This is a genomic window from Undibacterium umbellatum (assembly GCF_014284125.1).
Classification (GTDB): domain Bacteria; phylum Pseudomonadota; class Gammaproteobacteria; order Burkholderiales; family Burkholderiaceae_D; genus Undibacterium; species Undibacterium umbellatum.
The window spans coordinates 145,729-172,077 of the sequence record NZ_JACOFX010000014.1; the positions used below are offsets into that span (position 1 = coordinate 145,729).

Sequence of the window (26,349 nt, forward strand, 5' to 3'; positions counted from 1 at the left end):
GAAATAGCGCAGCGTGCGACTGCAGAACTTAAATATTTATCAGACTGGCGATGACCATGAAATATGCACATTCCGCGCCATGTCATTTGCAGGGTAGTCCAATACTCCCAAATAAACGACTATTATGACTTGTATCGCTTCAAAATTAGTGAAAAAAACGGCTGATCCAGCAGACCGTCTGCGTTTGGAGTCAGCCATTTCTCTATCAATTCACTAACGTCTTCATAGCTCTGCTGCGCAACGTCAAATTCGTCTTCTAACATTAGAGCAAACTTTGCGCGTGCTCTTTTTAGACGCTCGCAGTTTAGGTTTAGTAACCCGATATGCTTATCAATTGAATTTTTGTCTAAACTTCCGACGTTTTTCGCTTTGTGATTGAACTTCATTTGTCCGTCTACTTCGTACAGGAACAGAGACTCCGAACTTGGTATTTCCTTGGGCGAAATGAAGCCAACATTAGGGTGTTTATCACCCTTGAATTGTCCGCATGAGATATTATTCTTTGAGGTGTAAATCCGAGACTCGGAATCACAAATAGAGCTTGGCATGTTACCCGCGGGTGCTGTTCCACCTAGGCAAGCAGGCAACAAATTGTCCCAATGGATCGCCCAGTTTGGGTCCCCTGGGAGATAACTTGAATTTACATCGCCTTTTTTTGGGACAAAATGTTCGACTTGAAAATCGACTTTGTCGATCAATTTTTGTTCACAATATATACATAGTCCAGCCCCTTTCTTTGGTACTGTATTCTTGACTGAGATGTTCACGTTCATCGTAGCCTTTAAATCAGCCCAAGTAGCATTAGGATCAGCAGTTCTGAACTTTTCAAGTTCCAGCGGTTCTGATATATGGAAATAGGGCATCATTCACCTTTCTTTGAACGAACCCAGTTGACTCTCTTGATCGCTAGGTCTGCTTTCAGGAGCAGTGGCTCCTTTCCGTCGGTGAGTTCTTCAATTTCCCTTCTTAGTCGGCGAGCAGTCTCTGAATCTGACAACCCATCTTCGATCAAGTTAAAGTAATCACGCAATTTCATAATTACTTCCGTTTCTGGACGCTGTTTGACGCCAAGAATCTCTTCCATCACCCATCCACTTTCAGCACCGTAGGGTGTTGAAACAGTACCCGAGACCTGACTGTCGTAGGATACCGTCCGAATGTTTTCACCTTTTACGGTGGTAAGTACTTGCGGGCTATGTGTCGAAACGACAAATTGAATATTTGGGAAGAGCGATCGTAAGTCGTCTAAGACTTTTTGCTGCCATCTTGGATGCAAATGCAGTTCAATTTCATCAATTAAGACGATGCCCACTACATTCAAAGGATTGCTGCTTTCAGGGTTTAATTGGTAAGCTCGTCTTACCAAGTCAACAGTCATAGAAACCATGCTCCTATTTCCCTCACTGAGCTGCTCAAGAGACAGTGAAACATTTTCACCTGAAACAGTGCGCCACTGGACACGGATGTCACTTTCGTTTCTATCGAAAGAAATGTTTGTAGCACTTGGGACTATTTGTTGTATCGCTCGCAGGATCAAAGACTTCACTGGGTGTATGTAATTTTGTTGCTTCTCTTCGTCACGTATTCTCAATTCAGCAACTTCAATTTTCGAGAACCAATTTTTTATAGAAGCGTAGTTAAGGCGTGCCTCAAGCGCACCGTCGTAGCCCTCATACCTGCTATTTTTTTCAAATGGGTCGATCGCGACCTTTCCAGCTGAAGTGAGAGTTCTATTTGTGCCGTAATACGCTACTAACGGGAGATCTGCATTATTTTCGACTATTTCAGTGGCAAACTCTGCAAGTGCTGAATGGCCTATCCCTTGAATGCTATTTTTTGTCGCACCCCTTATCGACAGATCCCAACTCAAACTAGAATTGGTTTCTATAAAAACCTGTGCATAGTCTGATTCCCCCTCCGCCGATATTCGAATATCAGATTTTCGAAGGAGACGCCCTTTTGCCTCAGGTATGGACGTTAAAAACGGGCCAAGGCTTGCAGCGATGGCTTCGAGAATTGAAGTCTTCCCTGCACCATTTTCCCCGACAAGCACAGTTAGATTTTTATGAATTGAAGTCGAAAAATCTCGGTACCCGCGAAAATTCCGTAGATTTATGGTCCTAAGTGTAAGCGATTTTTTAACGTAGTTAGAGGGATCTAGTGATGCCCCATTTTCGATGATAAATTCGCCGTCCAAAGATACGCTGTATTTTCCATCGTTCTCCGTAGCATCCAAAATATATTCGATATGTTTCTCATCGAAACCGTGCCTCCCTTTGCGTGGTGAACAAAAAGACGACGCATCAACAAATCGTATTGTTTGGTTTTTATTAGAAATTGAGCGAGATTTTTTAAGAATTAAAAGTACAGTTTGAACCTTTGTCGAGAAATGAATTTTGCTTGGCAATAGAATGACAGCATCAACCAAATTGTTGCGAATAAGCTGCTTACGAATTTCAAATTCTTTACCAGATCTAGTAAGTGGCCCCAATTGGCAGCAGGTAATTAGAGTTCCTTTGGGATTAAGTACATTTAACATACTCAAGACAATAAATAAGTCACTTTTGGTTTCCGGCAAATTTTCTACGAGCGGAATCCAATTTTCATCTTTCCATTTGATGGGCCCGATCGCAGCACTTTCTATAATGTATTTAGGTACTCTTAAAGAAATTGGGGGGAACGAGACGACTAAATCAAAAGAATCACTTCCGTAACATGGCTTGCTAAGAAAATTTCCCAGAACATCATGTCCAGGAACGTCGAGAATAATGCGAGCAATTATTTCCAAATAATAGGAATTTGAATTAATCTCTTGCGTGTAAATTTGAGCATTTTCTATTTCACGATAAAACTGAAATGCCGTTAATCCACCTCCCGCAAAAGGGTCATATATGGATTGAGGATTGTTTCGTTTTCCCAATCCTAAGACAAGTTTATTTAAATCATTTGGGGTATAAAACTGACTTCCAGTCCGTGATTCACTCTCGGTGAATCTAGCATTTAGCTCGTAAAGGGTTTTTTGTGCGATTGTTTCGTTAACTGGAGAACGGATATCACTGAGAAAAGCGAGTATTTCTCGATGCACATCATTTTCTAGTTCTTTAGAGAAAATGGTTTTTGGAATTTCTTCTTTTAAAAAAAATATAACATTTTGATCTGACCGTGTTGCAATTAATTGCTCTAAGGAAAAAGCCTTCATTAAATCAGCGATGTGCTGACGAAGCTCGTCGATTGTTAAAAAACCGGTATTTTTGAGTTTCTTATCAAATTTCGCTTGAAAAAAACTGATGATTAGTATGGTGAAAGCTAATTTTCGAAAATGATCGATGCTTGCACTCCCCTTAGCACGATCTAATATTCTCCAGATTTTTTTTGTAAGTTCGCTTGCCTCAATTTGTTCATCGAGTGACATTAATAATACTCCTTGATATACGCATATGCCCGATCAAATAAAGCCTGATCAGTATGTAGCTTGTATTTAAGTAGTGCCTTGCGAAGGGATTTTTGTACCTCGCGTTCGCCGCCAATCGTTGTCTGCCAGCCGGGGAAACGTACGACCCGAACGATGGCATCAATATCGGAAACGATACGTTCGACGACTGCAGGTGTTTGGTTTGTCTTTAACTCTAAAAACAATTCGGTCAGTGCGGCTTGCGCTGACTTATCTTGCATGGCTGCTTCGAGATCTTTTTCTGCTTGAATAGTCTCTTTCGCGATCTTACATAATTCTTTAACGAATTCGATGGATGTGATTAATCCCTGCTCTGCCTTGTTGCGCAAGTCTTCGAGTCGTTCGCTGAGAGACTTGAACTTAGGGTCGCCCGCATGCCTTTGAAAACGCTTAGCGAGCATTTTTTCAAGTTGCTTCACTTGTTTCGAGTCGGGGTTGTTGAAAATGTTTTCGATCACATCTGCGTCCAGAACGAACTCGTCCAGAGTGTGCACTTCCCCTACGTGAATGTTGTCATGAATGAGTTTGGTAGTTTGCGCACCAAGTGTTAGCCACAATAATGTTCCAACATTATCTGATGCGGGTCTGACAGATTCAAAAACCTGAGCAAGCCATTTGTAATCCTGATTATATTGATTGAGTACTTCGTCTGGCGATAAGGATTCCCACAGTCGCGCTAAGTATTTGAAATCAAGTGCGAATGCATCTTTCTTCTCAACGGTACCAATGGCGTTTTGTGCAGCCTCTAAACCCTCAAATCCAACGAGGGTTCGATCGACTCCCGCAAAATGAGCCAGCGCATCCGACATAGCCTGCGGTAACTTTTCTCGAAGTTCGGTAAGATTACTAATGACTTGCTTAACACTTTGCTCATCAAACTCAAGCGCTTTTGCTGCATCATCGAATACGCCAAAGTAGTCGACAATCCGGCCAAAACTTTTTTGAGGGAATAAGCGGTTGGTTCGACAAATAGCCTGTAATAAAGTATGGTCTTTCAGTGACTTATCCAAGTACATTGTCTGCAAAATAGGGGCATCAAAGCCAGTCAGGAGTTTGGCAGTGACGATCAGGAATAGTAGTTCTGAATTTTTATTATTGAATTCGTCTACGACCTTCTCTTGTTGTCCCTTATCTAGTTCCCATTTTTTCTTGAAATCGAAATCGTCGTTGGCAGTCGTAGATATCACCACTCGGCTTGCCGCTTCTGGAAAGTGTTTATCTAGCTCTTCTTTGTATTGCACGCAGGCGTGACGGTCTGGTGTGACGATCATCGCCTTGAAACCTTGTGGTTCAACCTTAGTCTTGAAATGGATCGCAATATCTTCAACGATTTTCTTGACTCGTTCCGGTGATTTCAAGAAGGCAGCCATTTTGGCTGACTTTTGGTTGAGCGCATCGGCTTCTTCATCGGTCAGCGCTGTGCCTTCCTTAAACTCCGCAAAGGCTTTATCAATGGCCTCTTTATCTACATGAACGTCCACTAAGCGAGGTTCAAAGTGTAGCGGCAAAGTGGCTGCATCGCGAATGGAGTCATGGAAGGTGTAGCGAGACATGTAGCCACCTTCGTCGGCTTCCGCACCAAACGCCCAAAACGTATTCTTATCTGCTTTATTGACAGGCGTACCAGTTAACCCAAACAAGAACGCATTGGGTAGAGCAGCCCGCATTTGACGACCGAGATCGCCTTCTTGCGTACGATGTGCTTCATCGACCAAAACGATGATGTTATCTCTTGTGTTCATGTTCGGCTTAGCATCGCGGAACTTATGAATCATGGAGATAATAATTTTTCGTGTATCGCGCTCCAACATCGTCTGCAGTTCTTTGATATTGTCCGTGCTCTCCACATTGGCAATATCGGCGGCATTAAATGTACCGGAAATTTGTGTGTCAAGATCCGTCCTATCAACCAGTACTAGCACTGTAGGACTCTTAAGTGCTTGCGTCCGGCGCAGCTTTTGTGCGGCAAATACCATGAGCAGTGATTTACCCGAACCTTGAAAATGCCAGATCAGCCCTTTTTTAATTTTTCCTTCTACTACCCGTTCTACAATTTTGTTGGCGCCTTCGTACTGTTGAAAGCGGGGGATCACCTTCATACGAATTTTCTTGTTATTGCTCGAAAAGAGAGTGAAGTTTCGCAAAATATCTAGCAGGCGTACCGGCGAAAGCAGATCTGACAGTTCCCGGCCAATTTCAGCAAGCCCCAATGCCTGGGCCAGTGCCGTGTTTTTTGATTCAATGCGCCAGGGTGCCCAGAATTCCAGCGGACAACGCACCGCACCGTAAAAGAGTTGCTTGCCCTCAGTCGCAAAGGAGAGAATATTAGGCACAAAGAGCTGCGGCACGGCATTTTCGTAGATGTCGTGAATCTCGTGAGCGCCATCCAGCCAAGAAACGGCCGGGCGTATCGGTGTTTTGGCTTCGCCTATCACTACGGGAATTCCGTTGATAAAGAGCACCACATCAGGAATTTTGGTTTCGCGGTGATGGATGCGAAACTGATTGGTAATAATTCCGTGGTTGTTGCTCATGGTCTCAAAGTCAACGATTTTGACCGGGCGATGAGAGTTGTTTTCGCCAAAGGGCATGGACTTTTCGCCGCAGACCCACTTGAGAAACTCCTCGTTGGCACGCACTAGGCCCGTATGAGCCACCGAATTCAAAATCCCTCGAAGCGTATGAATCACCTCAACGGCACGCTCCGGTTTTTCGGCGATTTCGGGGTTGAGGCGAATGAGAGCGGATTTGAGTTCGTTTTCGAGAAGCACTTCGTTTACACTGCGGTCGAGCTGCTGCGGGGAGCGGAACTGCCAGAAATGACCGTAGCTTGTGTCGGCATCTTCGGAGACGGCGGAAGCAGTGGTTTGGGTGTTGAGATTGGCTCCTGAAAGTTTATGAATGATGAAATATTCGACGGAGTTGAGTTCGGTAAAGGCCATTAGAATACCTCGTTGATGAGGGATTTTTGGAGGGCTTTGGAGTTAGCTATATGAATTCTTATCTGATCAATTTCGTTATCAAGTATGTCTAATAGATTTGCTAAAAAAGTTTGTTTTTCAGAAAGTGGAAAGTAAATGTTTAAAGGGTGAATTGTATTTCGATTTAAGGTTGGAACTGCAGTTGCAGCATTAAATGTTTCAAGATTTATCGACTTCAAAAACCAGTATATGAATTTGGGATTATTATCTTTGAAATCCTTTACCCAAAGTGTTGTGTCATGCGGCCAATAATGTAGGGCAGTGAAATACACATCTCCAATTTTACCTTTTCTACCAGTAATAACTCCGGGTGATTGGCACATCGCGACATTGTGATAATAGCTTAATCCAGAAGATGATATAACGGGTATATCCCCTGCCAATGATTTTTCTTTAGTTAGATCAAATCCTCTCTGTAAAACAAAGAAATCTTCCAATTTTCCTTCCATAAATTTTTCTTCAGAAGTGATGATCTTTTTTTTGAAATACTTGTTTTTTATTTGAAGCATTTCTAATGTCAAAAGTGTTTTGACACTTTCCAACACCGCCAAATCCTTCTCAATCACCTTATCCATCACCCAGAGCAGTTCTGCCAGTTCGGCCTGCTGTTCTTTGGGTGGGAGGAGGAATTCGTAGTCGGCTAGGTCTTTGAATTTCACTCGCGGCGACAATCCGCCCGCCGAATGTTTCACCGCATAATCAAAGAATTTGTCGTTATTGACGATGAAAGGAAGAAGCTCGGGAAGCAGATTCTTTTTGGCTCGAAGCACGGTAATATCACCGGAGCAAATTCCATCAAAACTGGCCTGCGCCGCCTTTTTGAGATAGGCTCGACGACGACCAAAGAGCACATCGCCCACAGCAAAACGTTTGGTAAAAGTAGTGCTCTCTTCGATTCCCGCTGAACGGCGAAGATGGATTGATTCGGTGTCGATATGTTCAAGTCCGACTATATGTTCCAGTCCCGAAGCGGCGAGGTCGGTGATGGTTTCTTTGGGTTCGACAACCACGTCTCCAAATTTGACGAGTTTCCAACTACTTTTATCTATGTTCAAATTTTTCATTTCTGCAACACTTCAAAAAGTTTTTTCATAGAGGTTTTTAGCGTTTCTGAGGTGTTTCTCCAATCGCTGAAGGCGGCGGCAAAACGGATGGTATCGGCGGCGTTGTGCTCATCTGGACGGACGTATAAATTGATGGCCATATTGCCATTTCGCCCAAGAACATCTTCATTAGTGACCAGCGATGTAAAACTTTCCATCGTTTCAAATTTTTTGTAGGCCGAAAAGATCTTCGAGATATGCGATTCCATCAAATAGGACATCGTTTTATCCTGCTTCACTTCATTGACCGCATTGATGAAAAGGACTTTTCCTTTTCGATTGGGAGCTTTATTGGTCTTGGTAATCAGTAAACAAGCTTCCATCGGCGAGTTGTAAAATAGATTCGGTCCCAGCCCAATTACACACTCCACCAGATCCTCTTCCACCATTTTTCGACGCATCTCTGCTTCGGAATCTCGGAACAAAACGCCATGTGGCCATAGCGAAATGGAACGCCCATTTTTGGCATCCAGACTCTTTTGAATATGCTGTTGAAACGCATAATCTGCACAGCCCTGGGGTGGTGTTCCCCATACATTTCTACCATATGGATCGCTTTCAAAGCTCTTCCTATCCCACGACTTAATCGAGTAGGGCGGGTTGGCAAGGATGACGTTGAACTTTTTCAGTTGATCATTTTCAAGCAAACCCGGATTCGCCAATGTGTCACCGCGTACAATTTGAAACTCCTCTATGCCATGCATAAACATGTTCATGCGGGCGATTGCTGAAGTGAGAAGATTGATTTCTTGTCCGTAGAGTTTGAGTGTGCGGTATTCTTTGCCTTCGCTTTTGAGGTGCAATGCGCAGTTCAATAATAGACCACCAGAGCCGCAGGTCGGGTCATAGACACTCTCGCCCGGCTGCGGGTCCATGATCATGGTCATGAGCTTGACTACAGTGCGGTTGGTGTAAAACTCCGCTGCCGTATGGCCGCTGTCATCCGCGAATTCTTTGATCAAGTACTCATAGGCATTGCCTAGTTTATCGTCTGGAACATTGGTGAGGCTGAGTTTTTGCTGCGAGTAATGCTCGATGAGGTTAATGAGCATTGCATCAGATAAGCGTTCTTTATTGGTCCAACTGGCATCGCCAAAAATGCCATGCAGGGTATCAGGGTTCGCCTTCTCAATTGCGCGCATCGCTTCTTGCAATGCTTGACCAACATTGACCGTTGTTTCGCGCACGTCGTTCCAATGAGCGCCTTTGGGAACGATGAAATGATGATTTTCCGCAAATTCAGCATAAGCCAAATCGCCATTGCTCTCGGCAAGCGCGAGATCGTACTCTTCATCATAAACGTCTGAAATGCGTTTAAAAAAGAGTAGAGGAAAAATGTATTGCTTGTAATCGCCAGCATCGATCGTACCTCGCAGGGCAACGGCCGCGCCCCAGAGGTATTTTTCTAGTTCTTGTTGGGTCATCATTCTTCAGTTTCCGCTGAATCCGGTATTGCGCTATCGAGAAGGTTCGAAAGTTGCGTTGCTAGTGCTTTCTTCCTATTGTCGATAAATTCGATAAAGTCAAAGAAGCTTAAAGACTGGTCTAACTTGATGTGATTTTGCATGAGAAAGCTTTCACGATCCAATTGGCCGCCGATATTTTTGTCTAGCCAATCAGCGAATGGTTTATCGCTCTTCTCAATATTTTGCGTTGCTTGTAAAAGTTGTAAATTGCTCAAATTATTGAACTCGGACAAATAAGAGTCTATATGCTCTTCGCTGATGCCGACTTTCTTTAAATTTCGCTTGGTAAACTGAGATTTTGGGTGAATATGATCTTGATGATATTTGAAATTAAAGTTTAGACCTGGGTATAACAAGGTTAATGCGCAATATGTTTTCGCTTGCCCATATTGCAGGTCAAGTAGGTTCTTGATGTCATCCGAGCTGAACGATATCGATTTTCTGCGGCCCTTATAATGTTCAATGATTTCATGCAGAGGGAAACGACCTGGGCATTTATTGATTAGGTCGCGCATGGCAGGATAAATAGAATCTGGCTGTCCACCAAAAACCCCTTTGAGCAGGACTCGTGCAAGCCATTCCCTAATAGCTCGGCGATCAGCGTCTCTTTGGGCTGAATGAAGTATTTGATTCTCGAAGTTGTTTTTATAAATGAAGTAGGCAAGCGGAATAATAGTATTCGTTGCAATCAGGTTATCTCTGTTGTATCCAAACTTTGCGACCAGTTCAATTGCCGCACGAAGAGCGGCCGAGGTTTGATCCCACTGCTTTTCGATGATGGACATATTTTCTTTCGTAAAATTGTCCACTTTAAATTTAACATCGAAGTCTGCCAGTACCAGGCAGGCTTTTAGAACGATGTCTTTGTTGAACGAAAAACCATCTCCAATTTTGTTGATGTCATCGACAAACTCATGAATAACTTCTCTCGCATCCTTCTCTTTCCATTGTGCCGTTGCAATGGATAGAAGCAGATCCGAATAGCTTAATTTTGTACCGCCACTGTTAATACGAATAAATATTTGAAGAACCTTATCTAGTTCCTCACCCTCTTCAAGGTAAAAACTGATGGTGCCTTTTTGATGGACGACATTAAAAAAAGCGTTCAAAGTGTTGATGGCGAATTCAGATTCTTGTTCCGAATAAACCGAGGTATTCATCAGATTGTTTTTCATCAAATACATGGATGACTTTCCCATGTCTGTGATGTCTAGTATCTTTCCGCACTCGAACCAAAAATGACCTTCACTTGATTCGGCTTCTTTTTCTGTCAAGAATTTGAAGTCGTATTCCATCTCAAGATCTTCTGATTGTTTCAATAGATTGAGATAGAGTTTCTTTTCCGGGTAGGCGTGTGCGCTATTTTTGTGGAAATAGGGCATTTTCTTCGCATAAGACCCTGTTAGTGCCACATACATCGACGTCATTCTTTGCTGCCCGTCTAGGATGGCTATGATGTCATCTTCATTTTCCAACTCGGCTTTACGATTGTGTCGGTTATCTTTCTCGTGATATTTCTTGAGAAACTCGTAAAATTGAAAATCTTTGATTTTACTTTTATCAACCTTCCAGAACAGAAAAGTGCTGATTGGGTAATCTCTCATTAAAGAATCAAAAAGCGTTTCAATTTGATCTGTGTCCCACACAAATTCACGTTGAATTGATGGCAAGACGTAGTTTCTTTTACGGATATTGTCGATTGCTTTTTTTATAGTAATTGGGGTTTCATAAGCCATTATATGAATCTCTTTAAAATAGTTTTGAATTTTTCTTCTGCTTCCAAGCTCTCTTGCCAAGCTGTTCTCAAATCAGCCATTGCTTGTTCAACAGATGGCAGATTGTCCTCGATTACTTTTTCGACATACAACGGGATATTGAGGTTGTAATCGTTAGCTTCGAGATCTGCTAGTGATGCGACAAAGACTGAGTTTTCGATATTTTCGAATCTCGAATACCAATCGTAGATTTGTTGGACATGCTGCGTTTCAAGATAGTTCTGCGCACGGCCATTGCGAACCTGGTCAGAGGCATCGATGAACAAGACTTTCTTTTTCCGGTCTTTTTCTTTGTTTTGTTTGAACACCATGACACAGGCTGCGAGTTGCGTGCCGTAGAAAATATTTGAGCCAAGGCCGATGACTGCTTCGAGAATATCTTTTTCGATTAATGCTTGCCGAATTTTACCTTCGGCACCTTTTCTAAAGAGTGCTCCATGCGGTAGCACTACTGTCATTCTGCCTGTGCTATTCATCGACTTGACCATGTGCTGAACCCAGGCCATATCGCCATTGCCTTGTGGTGGAACGCCTGCAATATTGCGACCAAACGGATCGTTTGCCCAGTTTTCCGAGCCCCAGTCACTCAATGAGAATGGCGGGTTTGCAATAACGCAGTCAAATGTTTTCAGGCCATCTGCCTCAAAAAAGCCTGGGTTGCGCAGTGTATCTCCGCGAATAATCTCGAAGTCCTCTATCCCGTGCAAAAACATATTCATTCTGGCGATAGAACTGGACGTCAGGTTTTTTTCTTGACCGAACAATTTAAGGGTTCTGTAGTCTTCGTTGTTATGCTTGAGGTGATCGACGCACTCTAGCAACATGCCACCGGTGCCGCACGCAGGGTCATAAATTGACTCACCCTGGTGCGGATCTAAAATTAAGCCCAACAGATGAACGACCGATCGTGGGGTGTAAAACTCACCCGCTTTTTTATTCGTTAGATCGGCAAAGTGCTTTATCAGGTATTCGTATGCTTGTCCAAGCATGTCTGGATCGACATACTCACTATTAAGGCTGTATTGAGAGAAGTGTTCGATTAGATCGATAAGAAGTTTGTCCGAGAGTTTGTTCTTATTGCTCCATTGCGCATCACCGAAAATCCCGTACAGGAAATCTTGATTTGCTTTCTCGATCCCACGAAGAGCAAATTCTATAGCTTGTCCAACATTTGTCGTTTTTTCTCGTACGTCCTGCCAATGGCAATTAGCAGGAATTTCGAACCTGTGCATCTCTGGCAGCTTTGCGTAGTCTTGGTCGCCATCAGATTCTAAAAGGGCGGTGCGATACTCTTCGTCGTAGACGTCGGATATCCGCTTAAAGAAAAGCAGGGGAAAAATATAGACCTTAAAATCTGAGGCATCGACTGGTCCTTTTAAGATCCAGGCGGCTTTAGAGAGATACTGTTCTAGTTGGGATAGTCCTAGCCGTTTCGTGTTCATGCGGTCATTTTAAGGTTGGTTACTTCAACAAAATTGTGCCAGGCAATAGATTCTGCTTTTTTTATAGCGTGATGTCACAGAATTAACGAAAGATTATTGTACTTGATAGCTTAATAACGTAGCCATTTTTTGCGTGGTAGGATGTTTGATTCTAAATCAATGAGAAATTGAGTTAGATTGGTTGAGTCAAGTTCTGTTAAGAAGTGACACTTTTCTGGACAAGGGGAGGCTTTCATTGGAACGGTATTCGTGCCGTTATGATTTGATGGTTCTTTGATTGAAGCACTAGGGTATGGATTTGCCTGCAGGAAAAATGTGCTTGCAACTAGCTAACAGACTCTCGCTAAGAAACTTTATGCAAAAAAAAAGGTTACCAGCCGAAGCGAGTAACCATTTTTTTACTACATATTTCTTGGTGGCCCGGGGCGGAATCGAACCACCGACACAAGGATTTTCAATCCTCTGCTCTACCGACTGAGCTACCAGGCCAAGACCAAGAATTATAGAGATGTCGGGGGCTGTTGGCAAGCTTTTTCTGAAAATACTTGGTTTCCCTCTATGAGCGAGCTTTGATCTGGCGCATCGGGCTGGTCGGTGGGCTTCCCGTATAATGGGGCATTATCTGCTTATTGATGGGGGACGGATGTCTGCTCAGGTGCGTGATTGCGATATTTGTATTGTTGGTAATGGGGCGGTGGGCAAGGCTGCGGCTTTGGGGTTTGCCCAGGCGGGTTTGCGTGTGAGTTTATTATGCGCGCCGGGTTCTGGTGCGGCTGTTGTTGCACCTGCTTCTGCTGACTGGGATGTGCGAGTGTATGCGTTGAACCATGTGGCGCATGATTTGCTGGCTTCGCTGAAAGTCTGGGATGCGCTTGATCAGGCGCGGGTGGCGCCAGTGTCGGCCATGCAGGTGCAGGGCGGTGGTGTGGATGCGGGCAAGCTGGGCTTTGATGCTTATGGCGCGCATGTGAATGAGCTGGCCTGGATTGTTGAGGACAGGAATCTCAATCAGGCGCTGGATACGGCGTTGCGGTTTGCGCAAAATCTGACGTTGGTGCAAGGGCAGGCGCAAGCCTTGGTGCTTGATGCTGAGGCTGCACAAGTGCTGCTGGATGATGGCAGCAGCATACGTGCGTCTTTGGTCGTTGGTGCTGATGGTGCGCAGTCCTGGGTGCGCGGTGCTTGTGATATCGGTCTGGATTACCGTTCTTATGATCAGCAGGGTGTGGTCACCAATTTTGAGTGTGCCAAACCGCATCATGGTGTTGCGCATCAATGGTTTGTGCAGGAGCAGGGGATTATTGCCTTGTTGCCTTTACCGGGTAATCGCGTTTCGCTGGTATGGTCGGCCCCGGATGCGCTGGCGCAGACTTTGTTGCGTGAACCTTTGTCAGCATTGGTCGAGCGCTTGATGCCGTATTGCGGTGAGGTGCTGGGTACTTTGCAGCCAGTCTTGCCGGAGGCGATCAAGGCTTTCCCGTTGCGGCTGATGCGGCCACACAGCATGATCGCACCGCGAGTTGCGCTAGTGGGGGATGCGGCACATGCAGTGCATCCGCTGGCGGGGCATGGCATGAACCTGGGCTTTGCCGATGTGGTCGATTTGCTCAAGGTTATGACAGGGAAAGAGGCACATCGAGATTGCGGTGATGCACGTTTGCTGGGCCGCTACCAGCGCGCGCGCAAGGAAGAAGTGCTGCTGATGCTGGCAACGACTGACGTCCTGGCGCGCTTGTTTGCATCCGATTTGACGCCTTTGCGTACAATACGTGACCTGGGATTGAACTTGCTGGACCGCTTGCCGGTCATAAAGAATAAACTGATCGCTCACGCCATGGGGAAATGAGCCCGGTCATTGCGAGCATGTAAGTTTGTGGCAATGAATGCGACCAATGTTGATGAAATGGCTAAAACGATTTAGTCTAAGCCTGATGAAGAAAGAAAATTGAACATGAAAAAAACACTACAAGGCTTGATAGTCCTCGCATTTGCCTTGGCTGGCAGTGCATTTGCTGCTGAGTCAGCGCAAGAAGCCACTGTGCGCAAGCTGATACAGTCCACTTTCCGCGAGGGCGTGAAAATTGATACTGTGACCAAGACGCCTTATTCAGGTCTGTTTGAAGTGCGTATCGGTTCGGATATTTTATATACGGATGAAAAAGCACAATTCCTGTTCACAGGCGAAGTCATTGATGCAAAAAACGGGACGAATTACACCAAGGCCAGGATAGATGATTTGAGCAAGGTGAAGTTTTCTGAGTTGCCTCTGGAATCTGCGCTGAAGATGGTCAAGGGAGACGGCAAGCGCGTGATTGCCGTATTTGAAGACCCTAACTGTGGCTATTGCAAACAGTTTCGCAAGACGCTCAACACGCTGGATAACATCACGGTGTATACCTTCATGTATAACATTTTGAGCGATGACTCCAAGGACAAATCAAAGAACATCTGGTGCTCTGCCGACCGAAACAAGGCTTGGGATGACTGGATGTTGCGTGGCAAGGCTGCGCCAGAAGCGCCAGCCAATTGCAATACGCCGAATGACAAAGTTTTTGCACTGGGCCAAAAAATGCGGGTGACTGGTACGCCTTCAGTTATCTTCACTGATGGCAGCCGTGCACCCGGTATGCTGGATGTGAAAATGCTGGAAAGCAGAATTGCCGCAGCTGCCAGCAACAACAAAGCTAACTAAGCGTACTTTTTCTGATGACATCGCCACTGCGCTGGACTGGTATTTTGCTGGCGGCGGGGCGTGGTCGTCGTTTTGATGCCAGCGGCCAGCAAGACAAGCTCTTGCAAACACTGGCCGATGGCAAGTCTGTAGCGCAGCACAGCGCACATAATTTACTCGCGGTCATGCCGCATATGGTCGCGGTAACCAGGCCCGATAATGCTGTGCTATCAGATCAGCTGCAGGCCATGGGTATAGTATGTCTGGTCTGCCATGATGCGGACGCTGGCATGGCCAATTCACTCAAGTGCGCTTTGCGCGCCACGGCTGATAGTGAAGGCTGGCTGATTGCTCTCGCAGACATGCCCATGGTAAAACCTTCTACCATAACGCAACTCTGTGACGCCTTGCAAGCAGGCGCCGAAATCGTCGTGCCTGTACTTAATGGGCAGCGTGGCAATCCAGTGGGGTTTGCGCGTAAATACTTGCCACAATTACTGGATTTGCAGGGCGATGTTGGCGCACGTAGTCTTTTGAAAAGTGATTTGGTGACGCAGGTGATGGTAGACGACCCGGGTATTCATCAGGATATTGATACGCCAGATGCCTTGGTTGATTATCTTGCTGCGATGGCTAGGGCTGAAGCTTAATTTGTCGAGATCAGTGATTTTGCCTAAAAATCCTGTAAATAAGACATGATTTCGAAGACGATGCTTAAAAAAGCCACGGAATTGCCACAATTTTTCACTTTCCTCGCCAGCTTTGTTGCTTCTAAATAGCTTTCGGATATATCTATACAACTAAAATAACCATAGAATAGCGGTTTTCTTCCACCTGATTTAAGACGTGGCGGTATTGGTGCTGCCCAAATCTATGAATAATCTCAATCAAAAGCTGGCAATACGGATAGGGTTTGTCGGGCTTGCACCATTTGTCTTTTTGACGCTGGCTTGCTGGATCGTGCATCCTGACTGGCTTGGGGCCCTGATCAAGGCACAACTGCATTATGGCATTGTGATTTTGTCTTTTCTCGGTGGTCTGCATTGGGGCGTCGCCCTGATGGCAGGTGGTGGACATGAGAATGAAAACAAGAAGGCTCTGATCTGGGGTGTGGTCCCCATTTTTATCGCCTGGCTGTTTTTGAACCATATGCTGATAGGTTTTATTGTTCAGGTCGCTGGCTTTATTGCGACCTACAAGATAGACAAGCGTCTTTATCAATCTTATGGTGTGCCAGCATGGTTTATGACTCTGCGTTTGCAATTGACGCGTGCAGTCGTAGGGGCGCAGCTATTTACCTTTATCGCGGCCAATGTTCGTAATTACACGAGCTGAAAAAATTCTGCTTTCACTTCTCACTTCAGCAGACTCATTATTTAAGAAACAGAAAGATCGTTCCGAATGAAAAAAACGATAACAACAAAGAGACTTGGCGCGGCTGTATCTGCGCATGCAATAGCGTATACCATCGTCCCCAAGGACCTGGCCGGACATATCTACCAGGTCACGCTCGACATTGCAGCGCCTGAAGCTGAGGGCCAGATTGTCAGTCTGCCAGCATGGATACCGGGCAGTTACATGGTGCGTGAATTTGCCCGCAATATCGTGCAGATCAAGGCTAGCTGTGAAGGCAAAAAAGTCGCACTGAAAAAGCTCGATAAGCACACCTGGCAAGCCGCGCCTTGCAAAGGCGCTTTGCGTATCAGCTATGAAGTCTATGCCTGGGACTTGTCAGTACGTGCAGCACATCTCGATCAAAGTCACGGTTTCTTCAATGGCACCAGCGTGTTCTTGAGCGTACATGGCCAGGAGATGAACCCGCATGTAGTCGATATCCAGCGTTCCGAAGATATCGCATGTAAAACCTGGCGCGTTGCCACGTCCTTGCCAGAGCTGAAAGCCAAACGCTATGGCTTTGGTACTTATGTGGCCGCCAATTATGATGAGTTGATAGATCACCCGGTTGAAATGGGTGACTTTGCGCTGGCGACATTTGATGCGCATGGCATTTCTCACGATTTTGTCGTGACTGGCAAAGTACCAAATATGGATATGGAGCGCATCATTGCTGATGTGCAAAAAATCTGCGAAACCCAGATCGCCTTCTTTGAGCCGCGTACTAAGAAAGCACCTATGGATCGCTATGTCTTCATGACCATGGTGGTGGGTGAAGGCTATGGTGGCCTGGAGCATCGTGCCTCCACTGCATTGATTTGCAATCGCACTGATTTACCAGTCAAGCATCAGACAGAAATGAGCGATGGTTATCGTGGCTTTCTGGGCCTGTGCAGCCACGAATATTTCCATACATGGAATGTCAAGCGCATCAAACCTGCTGCTTTCGCCAGCTATGATCTGCGCCATGAAAACTACACCAGCCTGTTGTGGGTATTTGAAGGCTTCACCAGCTACTATGATGACCTGATGCTGGTACGTGCAGGCGTGATTGATGAAGGCGCTTACTTTAAATTGGTGGCCAAGACCATCAATATGGTGACACGCGGTAGCGGTCGTTTGAAGCAAAGCGTGGCTGAATCGAGCTTCGATGCCTGGACCAAATACTATCGCCAGGATGAAAATTCACCGAATGCGATCGTCAGCTATTACACCAAGGGTTCTCTGGTGGCATTGGGACTGGATTTGACGATACGCGCAGAAACTGCGGGCAAAAAATCACTCGACGACGTCATGCGCGCCATGTGGCAAAAATTTGGCCGTGACTTTTATGAGCGCAGCCTGTCAGGCAAGCAGCAGGGCCTGGGCGAGACTGAGTTTGAAAGTCTGGTTGAGCAAGTCACTGGCGTGAACGTACGCCGCTTCCTCGACAAGCATGTGCGTGGCGTTGAAGACGTGCCGCTGGCAGCGCTGTATGCTGACTTTGCGGTACAGGTAAACAGTGGTAGCGCAAGCAAGAAAGCCAGCCTTGGTGTACGTGTAGTGCGTGAAGCAAATGACTGTAAGATCGCCAATGCACATGAAGGCCGCGCAGCACATGTCGCTGGTTTGTCACCCAACGATATCATCATCGCGATCAATGGTTTGCGTGTGACTGCTGCAGATGCTGCCGATAGTTTGGGTACAGCGCTCGGTCGTTATCGCGTGGGGGAGACTGTGCAGATTCACGCCTTCCGCCGCGATGAGTTGTTGACGGTGCAAGCTAAATTGCAGGCGGATGATGTACCCGCTGTAACTTTGGCAGTGCAGGCGTCAGGCAAGTCTGCTAGTTTGCTGAGACCAAGCTATCAAAAACCAGGCAAGAAGTAAGTTTGTAGTTTCTTAAAAAACCGCCGTAAAGCCAGATGCTTTGCGGCGGTTTTTATTTTTTTGCGAAACCTTGACATAGCCCCTTCAGATTATGGGGAAATATCCTCAGCCAATTACCCAAACACCTTTGCCAGTTCCGCCCCAGGGTTCTCCGCCCGCATAAAGGCCTCGCCCACTAAAAATCCATGCACATTTGCTTCCCGCATGCGGGTGACGTCCTCTGCTGACATGATGCCGGATTCGGTAATGACCAGTTTGTCTGGCGTAATCCTTGGCAGCAAACCTATCGTCGTATCCAGGGAAACTTCAAACGTACGCAGGTTACGGTTGTTAATGCCCAGCATAGCTGTCTTGAGTTTCAAGGCTGTTTCCAGTTCTTGCGCATCATGTACCTCAACCAGCACACCCATGCCCAGTTCATGTGCGCATGCTTCCAGTTCAGCCATCAGGCCATGATCAAGGGCAGAGACAATAAGCAAGATGCAATCAGCACCCCAGTGTCTGGCCTGGTAGATCTGGTAAGGATCTATCATGAAATCCTTGCGCAATGCTGGCAGGGCGCAAGCAGTACGCGCCTGTTGCAGATATTCAGGTGCACCCTGGAAGAACTGCACGTCCGTCAGCACAGACAAACAGGCAGCACCATGTTCAGCATAGCTTTGCGCAATCTCTGCTGGGTGAAAGCCGGGACGCAGCACGCCTTTTGAAGGTGAAGCCTTTTTAATCTCGGCGATCACCGCTGCCTTGCCGGCAGCAATCTTGCCACGCAAGCTGCTTTCAAAACTGCGCAAATCAGCTTGCGCTTCCTTGTCGGATTCAACTTCTGCACGCAGGCTGGCAAAGGATTGATATCTCTTGGCTGCTGCCACTTCATCCGCTTTGACTGCGAGAATTTTATTCAAAATATCAGACATGGGCTTACTTCCCTAATTGCTGGGTGACTTCAATAAACTGTTCCAGCTTGGCCTTGGCTGCGCCAGATGCGATAGCTGATTGAGCTAGTTTGACACCACCAGCAATCGACGTTGCTATGCCCGCACCGTACAGGGCAGTACCTGCATTCAGGGCAACGATGTCAGTCGCTGCACCTTCAACATTGTTCATCACGTCGAGTATCTTGGCTTTTGATTCATCTGCACCAGAGACGCGCAGATTGCGGTTGGATACCATCTGCAAGCCAAAGTCCTCCGGGTGGATATCGTATTCGCGGATTTCACCATTCACCAGTTCGCCCACCATGGTCGGTGCGCCCAGTGAGACTTCATCCATATTGTCTCGCCCCCATACCACTATCGCATGTTGCGCGCCGAGGCGTTGCAAGACGCGTACTTGTATACCCACCAGGTCAGGGTGGAATACGCCCATCAAAATATTTGGTGCGCCTGCAGGATTGGTCAATGGCCCCAGGATGTTGAAGATGGTACGCACACCCAGTTCACGACGCACTGGTGCAGCATGCTTCATCGCCGCATGGTGATTAGGTGCAAACATGAAACCTATGCCGGTTTGTGCTATCGACTGGGCGATCTGTTCAGGCTTGAGATTGATATTCGCACCCAAAGATTCGAGTACATCAGCACTGCCGGAGGATGAAGACACACTGCGACCGCCATGTTTGGCGACGCGTGCGCCAGCAGCGGCGGTGACAAACATGGATGCGGTAGAAATATTGAAGGTATGCGCGCCATCGCCACCTGTACCGACGATATCGATCATGTTGTCCGTATTGGCCAGCGGCACCTTGGTCGAAAATTCACGCATGACCTGGGCGGCGGCAGTGATCTCACCTATGCTTTCTTTCTTGACGCGCAGGCCCATGGTCAGCGCTGTGATCATGACTGGTGACATTTCGCCACCCATCAATTTACGGAACAAAAACAACATTTCATCGTGAAAAATCTCACGGTGTTCAATCAGGCGTGTCAGTGCTTCTTGTTGAGAGATGGTCATGATGCTGTTCCAGTCAAAAAGTTTTTCAGCAGGGCATGGCCATGCTCGGACAATATGGATTCGGGATGGAATTGCACGCCTTCGAGATTGAATTCCTTATGGCGCACACCCATGATTTCGCCGTCATCTGTCCATGCGGTCACTTCCAGGCAATCCGGCAGACTGGCGCGTTCTATCGCCAGGGAGTGGTAACGGGTAATCGTGTAAGGGCTGGGCAAATTCCTGAAGACGCCAACGCCAGTATGGGCAATCGCAGAAGTCTTGCCATGCATGACTTGCTTGGCGCGGATGACTTTGCCGCCAAAGGCTGCACCTATGGCCTGGTGACCAAGGCAGACACCGAGGATAGGCGTCTTGCCGGCAAAGCGTTCTATGACGGCGATGGAAACACCTGCTTCGGCCGGTGTACAAGGGCCGGGGGAAATGCAGATGTGATCAGGATTAAGTGCCTCGATTTCAGCAATCGTAATTTCATCATTACGATAGGTACGCACATCTTCACCCAGCTCGGCAAAATACTGTACCAGGTTGTAGGTGAAGGAATCGTAGTTGTCTATCATCAGTAACATAAGTAAGACCTCTTAATACAGCGTAAGGGATGACTGGGCGGCAATCAGGTGACAAGTTTGGTCTGGCATTTTATTTAAATCTCCCCATCCAGGCCATCTTGCACTTGTTCTGCTGCACGCAATACGGCGCGTGCCTTGTTTTCGGTTTCTTGCCATTCCATTTCAGGTACTGAATCAGCCACTACGCCAGCCGCTGCTTGCACATACAGCATGCCGTCTTTTAAAACGCCGGTTCGGATGGCAATCGCCAGATCCATTTCGCCGCCGAAGGACAGATAACCGCAAGCACCGCCATAAATGCCGCGTTTAACTGGTTCCAGTTCATCGATGAGTTCCATGGCTCTGACTTTCGGCGCGCCAGACAAGGTGCCAGCCGGGAAGGTGGCTTTCAATACATCGAGGTTGGACAAATCCGCCTGCAAGACACCTTCTACATTCGAGACGATGTGTTGCACATGTGAATATTTTTCGATGACCATCTGATCAGTGACCTTGACGCTGCCAGTCTGGGCGATCCGGCCTATGTCATTGCGGGCCAGGTCTATCAGCATCACGTGTTCGGCGATTTCTTTCGGGTCAGCCAGTAATTCTTTGGCCAGTTCTGCATCGCGCTCTGGTGTTGCGCCGCGTGGACGTGTGCCAGCCAGTGGGCGTATTGTGACTTTCTTGCTGCCATCGTTCAGGCTTTCATTGCGCACCAGGATTTCTGGCGATGCACCTATGATTTGCATGTCGCCAAAATTATAGAAATACATATACGGCGAAGGGTTCAGTGAACGCAGGGCGCGGTACAGTGATAGCGGTGAATCGACATAGGGTTTCTTGATGCGCTGGCCCACCTGCACTTGCATGAGGTCACCAGCCATGATGTATTCCTTGGCTTTTTCTACCGCCTTCAGATAATCTTCCTTGGCAAACTCGCGTATCGATTCTGTACGGACGGACGCCGATGTGACAGGCGCATCAACACTACGGCGCAACATCGCGCGCAAGTCTTTCAGGCGTTGGCGGGCTTTGGACCAGGCTTCTGGCTGGGTAGGGTCGGCATACACGATAAGATAGAGTTTGCCGGATACATTGTCGATGACAGCCAGTTCTTCAGTCAGCAATAACTGTATCTCTGGCAGGCCCAGATCATCTTTTGGTGCCTTGCCAGCAAGGCGTTTTTCTACATGACGTACGGCGTCGTAACCAAAATAGCCAGCCAGGCCACCGCAAAAACGTGGCAGGCCAGGGCGCAACGCAACCTTGAAACGTGCCTGGAATTCGGCAATGAAATCCAGCGGGTTCATCTCGCGGCTTTCTATGACCTGGCCGTTTTTCAGGACTTCGACTTTTTCACCAAAGCTCCGCACCAGGGTATTGGCAGGCAAGCCTATGAAGGAATAGCGGCCAAAGCGCTCGCCACCCATGACGGATTCGAGCAAGAAAGTGTTTTTGCCGCCGTTTTGGGTCTGTGCAAGTTTTAAATATAAGGTGAGTGGGGTTTCCAGATCGGCGAAGGCTTCCGCAATCATGGGGATACGGTTGTAGCCTTGCGCGGCCAACGATTTGAATTCGAGTTCGGTCATGGTTTTCTTTCAACCGCCTGCCTGCTCCTGAAACTTGTACACGCGTCTGCAACAGCAGCCAGCAGCGCACGCAAATTCGCTCAAGAGAGTATGGACGGGTAAGACAGATTGATATAACAAGCAAGAAGATGTGCTGGGGATGTGCACAGCCACTCGCGGCATTCGTGTATTAACAGAATTGCCAGCGTCGCCATAGCCAGGCCTCAAAAGTGCCTGGAGTGATCATGGAACGTTTGTTATCGATGAACATTCGTTATGTGAATGGTTTGAAAGTCAATGAGAGTTTTTCGCTGACAGCAGTTGTGCTGCTACCAACAGGGTTTCGACTATACCATCACTTTGAATATTTTGTACAGCTTCGCCGTGGTTGTATCCATACGGCACTGTCAAGACCGGGCAACCGGCAGCGCGGGCAGCAATCGCATCATTGCTGGAGTCGCCTATGGCCAGCACTTGTGACGGTGGCAAGCCCAGAGACTTGCAGGCTTCCAGCATGGGCAGGGGATCAGGTTTCTTTTTTGCAAAGCTGTCGCCGCCATAGACTTGCTCAAAATAATGGACTATTTCCTTCTTTTCCATCAGCGGCAGTGCAAAGGCCAGTGGCTTATTGGTAACGCAGACCAGGCGCAGACCCAGATTGCGCATGGCTTGCAGGCCTTCATGCACCTCAGGGTAAAGCTGGCTGTGGTCACCATTGATAGCCAGGTAATGACGCTGGTAAGCAGCCAATGCTTCATCAAAGCGTGCTGCTACGCCAGAGGTATCAAAATCCAGGGCCAAGACTTGCTGGATCAGATTTTCCGAGCCTTTGCCCACCATGGTCTTGATGACATCTAGCGTCAGTGGTCTCAGCGCAAAGTCTTCGCGCATGCGGTTGATGGCGACCAGAAAGTCTGGTGCGGTATCTATCATGGTGCCATCGAGATCAATGATGGCGGCTTTGATGTGGCTGAACATGGCGGGGGCGATTAGATATAGGCTTTCCACCTGACGTGGCGAAAAGCCTGAAGATGAAATTGAGGATTAAACCTTGGACAACTCAACACGCATGGCATCAATGATAGCCTTGTAGTCGGGTTTGCCAAAAATGGCAGAACCTGCAACAAAGGTATCGGCACCAGCACGGGCGATTTCTGCGATATTCTCGATTTTGACGCCGCCATCCACTTCCAGCATGATGTCGCGGCCAGATTCATCAATGATCTTGCGGGCTTGCGCGATTTTCTTCAGTGTATGCGGGATAAAGGTCTGGCCACCAAAACCCGGGTTGATCGACATGATCAAAACGATATCGACTTTATCGATGACATTTTCCAATACATGCAGCGGTGTCGCCGGATTGAATACCAGGCCAGTCTTGCAACCATGGTCACGTATGATTTGCAGGCTGCGGTCTATATGTTCCGATGCTTCCGGGTGGAAGGTGATGATATTTGCACCTGCCTTGGCAAAGTCGGGGATGATGCGGTCCACCGGTTTGACCATCAGATGCACGTCAATAGGCACTTGCACATGCGGGCGTATCGCTTCGCACACCATGGGGCCTATGGTCAGGTTGGGCACATAGTGATTGTCCATGACATCAAAATGGATCATGTCAGCGCCAGCGGCGACGACATTGCGGACTTCTTCTCCCAGACGGGCGAAATCGGCAGACAATATACTGGGAGCAATGCGGAAAGTGGTCATGATGGAATCGTGCTTGAAAAAGATATGCTATTTTACCTTGTGAGGGCAAGCGGCTGTTGTCTTCGTCTGGCACAATGACCGTAATTCATCATGAAAGAAAATTATGGCAGCGTATGAAATAAGTGTATCGGTGGCAACGCAATACCTAAAAGACCAGTCCGATCCTGAGCAAAACAATTTCGTTTTTGCCTACACTATTACCATCAAAAATACCGGCACCGTGGCGGCGCAAGTGATTTCTCGCCACTGGATCATTACCGATAGCACCAACCATGTAGAAGAAGTCAAAGGGCTGGGGGTAGTCGGCCATCAACCCTTTTTGGCACCAGGACAAAGCTTTGAATACACCAGCGGCAGTTCACTAAGAACACCACAGGGCAGTATGAAAGGCACTTATTTCTGCGTTGCAGAAGATGCCCATCGTTTTGAGGCAGAGATACCCGAGTTTGTCCTGTCTTTGCCGCGTACCCTGCACTGATACTTGCATGGCGCAGGCTTATTGCGGATTTTCATTATCCTGGCTTTGCTTGTTATGTTCTATCGGCTTTTTATCTTCTTTGGGTGGTGTTTCTGGTGTACGGCCATGAAACATCGTCCACCAGACGATAAAAATCAGCATGAACATTGCAACGCCTGCTTCCAGCGCTAATAACCACATCGCATCCACCTCGCTCAATAAAGTAAGCGCATTGTACCTGCTAATTTGTGTGCTTATTTGCGTCCCTCATTACAGGTGCTGGTTCGGCGCATTACAATAGACATACCGGCATTCATGCTGCATAACCCTACTCAATAAAATCAGGAGCATCTATGACATACGAATGTATTTTGACTGAAACCCGCGACAAAGTCGGTTTGATCACCCTGAACCGCCCCAAAGCCATGAATGCGCTGAACGATCAGCTCATGGATGAGCTAGGTCTGGCGCTCAAAGCTTTCGACAAGGATGAAAATATCCACTGCATCATCCTGACAGGTAGTGAAAAAGCCTTTGCCGCCGGTGCCGATATCGCTGCCATGGTGGGCTATAGCTTCATGGATGCCTATAAAGATGACTACATCACCCGCAACTGGGAAACCATGCGCCAGATCCGCAAGCCAGTCATCGCTGCTGTTGCTGGCTATGCTTTGGGTGGCGGTTGCGAAGTTGCCATGATGTGTGACTTCATCATCGCCGCAGAGAATGCCAAGTTCGGCCAGCCAGAAATCAAGCTCGGTACTTTGCCTGGTGCTGGCGGTACCCAGCGCCTGCCGCGTGCGATATCCAAATCCAAAGCCATGGACATGTGCCTGACTGCGCGCATGATGGATGTGGTCGAAGCCGAACGCGCAGGCCTGGTATCACGTGTCGTGCCATTGGATAAGCTGATGGAAGAAGCTTTCGCTGCTGCGAATGTAATTGCCTCCATGTCCTTGCCCATCATCATGATGGCCAAGGAGTCTGTGAATCGAGCTTATGAAACTACCCTGTCAGAGGGTATACAGTATGAACGCCGTTTGTTCCAGGCCAGCTTTGGAACCGAAGACCAGAAAGAAGGTATGCAGGCTTTCCTGGAGAAGCGTCCGGCTGTATTTAAGAATAAGTAAGTTACGCTTCAGCGGCAGACTCATAAAAGTGCTCTATATATAGCATCAACAATATAGAGCACTCAATAACTCAAAACAGTAGCAATCTAGTTACCCCAACCCCGTCGCTCCTGCGCAGGCAGGAGCCCAGCGTCGTCCGTTGATAAGTAACTACATATATAAATAAGGAAGCCTAAGGGTGCGCGCAGCGCACCCTTTAGTTTTTGCGTTTATGTACGTTGATGTGTCATTCAATAAACGAAGTAAATAATTACCGATAAAAGCTTGCGGAGGCGGGCAGTAGTTTGCTATAGTTCGCCTCCCGCTGAAGAGCGGGAAGAGAATGGAAGCAAAGTAACAAAGCTGGTGAAATGAGCGATTGAACAAATTGCGGAAAAAACTGGCAACTGTGAACACCGAACAACAGTTTTATACGCTTGAGAAAGCGAAACAAAACGAAGTGAAATCAAGGTGTTGACAGCGTAAGTAAAATGCCCCATAATCTCGTTTCTCTGCTGCTGACGCACACAACGCTGCGACGCAAAACTGGATGAATAAGTAGTCCGGTTAGGTAGAAAAGAATACGGTTCTTTAACAATTAACAGTCAATAAATGTGGGCACTTGGTGAAGCGCACCAATTCATTTCGGTGAATTGGAATGCTTAAATAATATAGCAAGTGTTCACAAGAAGTATAAAGCAAGACGGTGATTTAGAAATAAGTCACTGAACTGTCAGTATTTTGAGTGAGCGATGTGTCAGTCACATGACACAGACAGAAATGTCACAAAACAGAGATTAAACTGAAGAGTTTGATCCTGGCTCAGATTGAACGCTGGCGGCATGCCTTAC

21 protein-coding genes and 1 tRNA gene are annotated in these 26,349 nt (G+C 47.0%); 7 read left to right on the forward strand and 15 right to left on the reverse strand.

Going from position 1 to position 26,349, the window contains the following annotated elements; genetic code table 11:
* Positions 1–122: 122 nt before the first annotated feature.
* The 8 genes from H8L47_RS21695 to H8L47_RS21730 form a co-directional block, all read right to left on the reverse strand.
* Positions 123–866 carry a retron system putative HNH endonuclease gene (locus H8L47_RS21695; protein ID WP_186955685.1) on the reverse strand — a complete coding sequence of 248 codons (744 nt, stop codon included), beginning with the start codon at positions 864–866 and terminating at the stop codon, positions 123–125.
* The gene (locus H8L47_RS21700; RefSeq protein ID WP_186955686.1) at positions 863–3,412 is read right to left on the reverse strand and encodes an N-6 DNA methylase; all 2,550 of its coding nucleotides are present in this window, start codon (positions 3,410–3,412) and stop codon (positions 863–865) included. Before H8L47_RS21700 ends, H8L47_RS21695 begins: the two co-directional genes overlap by 4 nt.
* Positions 3,412–6,393 (reverse strand): type I restriction endonuclease subunit R, encoded by a 2,982-nt coding sequence (locus H8L47_RS21705; RefSeq protein WP_186955687.1) that lies wholly within the window; start codon positions 6,391–6,393, stop codon positions 3,412–3,414. Before H8L47_RS21705 ends, H8L47_RS21700 begins: the two co-directional genes overlap by 1 nt.
* Positions 6,393–7,496, reverse strand: coding sequence for a restriction endonuclease subunit S (locus H8L47_RS21710; protein WP_186955688.1), 1,104 nt, complete (start codon positions 7,494–7,496; stop codon positions 6,393–6,395). Before H8L47_RS21710 ends, H8L47_RS21705 begins: the two co-directional genes overlap by 1 nt.
* Entirely contained in the window at positions 7,493–8,962 is a 1,470-nt protein-coding gene (locus H8L47_RS21715) for a type I restriction-modification system subunit M (RefSeq protein ID WP_222616636.1), read from the reverse strand. Before H8L47_RS21715 ends, H8L47_RS21710 begins: the two co-directional genes overlap by 4 nt.
* Complete coding sequence (locus H8L47_RS21720; RefSeq protein ID WP_222616637.1) at positions 8,959–10,797, reverse strand: DUF262 domain-containing protein; 1,839 nt, start codon at positions 10,795–10,797, stop codon at positions 8,959–8,961. Before H8L47_RS21720 ends, H8L47_RS21715 begins: the two co-directional genes overlap by 4 nt.
* On the reverse strand, positions 10,737–12,218 hold the full coding sequence (locus H8L47_RS21725; protein ID WP_186955689.1) for a type I restriction-modification system subunit M: 1,482 nt from the start codon (positions 12,216–12,218) through the stop codon (positions 10,737–10,739). Before H8L47_RS21725 ends, H8L47_RS21720 begins: the two co-directional genes overlap by 61 nt.
* A 413-nt stretch (positions 12,219–12,631) precedes the next feature.
* A tRNA-Phe gene (locus H8L47_RS21730) sits at positions 12,632–12,707 on the reverse strand.
* Between the two features lie 154 nt (positions 12,708–12,861).
* Here H8L47_RS21730 and H8L47_RS21735 point away from each other — a divergent pair.
* The 5 genes from H8L47_RS21735 (at position 12,862) to H8L47_RS21755 (ending at position 18,153) form a co-directional block, all read left to right on the forward strand.
* Positions 12,862–14,064 (forward strand): FAD-dependent monooxygenase, encoded by a 1,203-nt coding sequence (locus H8L47_RS21735; RefSeq protein WP_186955690.1) that lies wholly within the window; start codon positions 12,862–12,864, stop codon positions 14,062–14,064.
* A gap of 105 nt (positions 14,065–14,169) precedes the next feature.
* Positions 14,170–14,910 (forward strand): DsbC family protein, encoded by a 741-nt coding sequence (locus tag H8L47_RS21740; protein ID WP_186955691.1) that lies wholly within the window; start codon positions 14,170–14,172, stop codon positions 14,908–14,910.
* 14 nt (positions 14,911–14,924) lie between these two features.
* Complete coding sequence (locus H8L47_RS21745; protein WP_186955692.1) at positions 14,925–15,539, forward strand: nucleotidyltransferase family protein; 615 nt, start codon at positions 14,925–14,927, stop codon at positions 15,537–15,539.
* 223 nt (positions 15,540–15,762) lie between these two features.
* Positions 15,763–16,224 carry a DUF3429 domain-containing protein gene (locus H8L47_RS21750; RefSeq protein ID WP_186955693.1) on the forward strand — a complete coding sequence of 154 codons (462 nt, stop codon included), beginning with the start codon at positions 15,763–15,765 and terminating at the stop codon, positions 16,222–16,224.
* Between the two features lie 66 nt (positions 16,225–16,290).
* On the forward strand, positions 16,291–18,153 hold the full coding sequence (locus tag H8L47_RS21755) for a M61 family metallopeptidase (RefSeq protein WP_186955694.1): 1,863 nt from the start codon (positions 16,291–16,293) through the stop codon (positions 18,151–18,153).
* Between the two features lie 113 nt (positions 18,154–18,266).
* Here the strand turns inward: H8L47_RS21755 and trpC are convergent, their stop codons facing one another.
* The 6 genes from trpC to rpe all read right to left on the reverse strand — a co-directional run bounded on the left by trpC (position 18,267) and on the right by rpe (position 23,932).
* The gene (gene trpC / locus H8L47_RS21760) at positions 18,267–19,067 is read right to left on the reverse strand and encodes an indole-3-glycerol phosphate synthase TrpC (protein WP_186955695.1); all 801 of its coding nucleotides are present in this window, start codon (positions 19,065–19,067) and stop codon (positions 18,267–18,269) included.
* A gap of 4 nt (positions 19,068–19,071) precedes the next feature.
* Positions 19,072–20,103, reverse strand: a complete 1,032-nt coding sequence (gene trpD / locus H8L47_RS21765; RefSeq protein ID WP_186955696.1) for an anthranilate phosphoribosyltransferase — start codon at positions 20,101–20,103, stop codon at positions 19,072–19,074.
* Positions 20,100–20,672 (reverse strand): anthranilate synthase component II, encoded by a 573-nt coding sequence (locus H8L47_RS21770; protein ID WP_186955697.1) that lies wholly within the window; start codon positions 20,670–20,672, stop codon positions 20,100–20,102. The genes trpD and H8L47_RS21770 overlap by 4 nt, the downstream gene beginning before the upstream one ends.
* 74 nt (positions 20,673–20,746) lie before the next feature.
* Positions 20,747–22,243: an anthranilate synthase component I gene (trpE, locus tag H8L47_RS21775; RefSeq protein ID WP_186955698.1), complete on the reverse strand. Its 1,497-nt coding sequence runs from the start codon at positions 22,241–22,243 to the stop codon at positions 20,747–20,749.
* A 273-nt stretch (positions 22,244–22,516) separates the two neighbouring features.
* Positions 22,517–23,200 (reverse strand): phosphoglycolate phosphatase, encoded by a 684-nt coding sequence (locus H8L47_RS21780; RefSeq protein ID WP_186955699.1) that lies wholly within the window; start codon positions 23,198–23,200, stop codon positions 22,517–22,519.
* A gap of 66 nt (positions 23,201–23,266) precedes the next feature.
* Positions 23,267–23,932 (reverse strand): ribulose-phosphate 3-epimerase, encoded by a 666-nt coding sequence (gene rpe, locus H8L47_RS21785; protein ID WP_186955700.1) that lies wholly within the window; start codon positions 23,930–23,932, stop codon positions 23,267–23,269.
* 103 nt (positions 23,933–24,035) lie between these two features.
* Between rpe and apaG the strand changes: the two genes are divergently transcribed.
* Complete coding sequence (apaG, locus tag H8L47_RS21790; protein ID WP_110258198.1) at positions 24,036–24,410, forward strand: Co2+/Mg2+ efflux protein ApaG; 375 nt, start codon at positions 24,036–24,038, stop codon at positions 24,408–24,410.
* Between the two features lie 18 nt (positions 24,411–24,428).
* Here the strand turns inward: apaG and H8L47_RS21795 are convergent, their stop codons facing one another.
* Complete coding sequence (locus tag H8L47_RS21795; protein WP_186955701.1) at positions 24,429–24,590, reverse strand: hypothetical protein; 162 nt, start codon at positions 24,588–24,590, stop codon at positions 24,429–24,431.
* Positions 24,591–24,742: 152 nt separating this feature from the next.
* On the opposite strand from H8L47_RS21795, the gene H8L47_RS21800 reads away from it, so the two are divergent.
* A complete protein-coding gene (locus H8L47_RS21800) occupies positions 24,743–25,519 on the forward strand; it encodes an enoyl-CoA hydratase (protein WP_110258199.1) in 777 nt (258 codons plus the stop codon).
* Positions 25,520–26,349 lie beyond the last annotated feature (830 nt).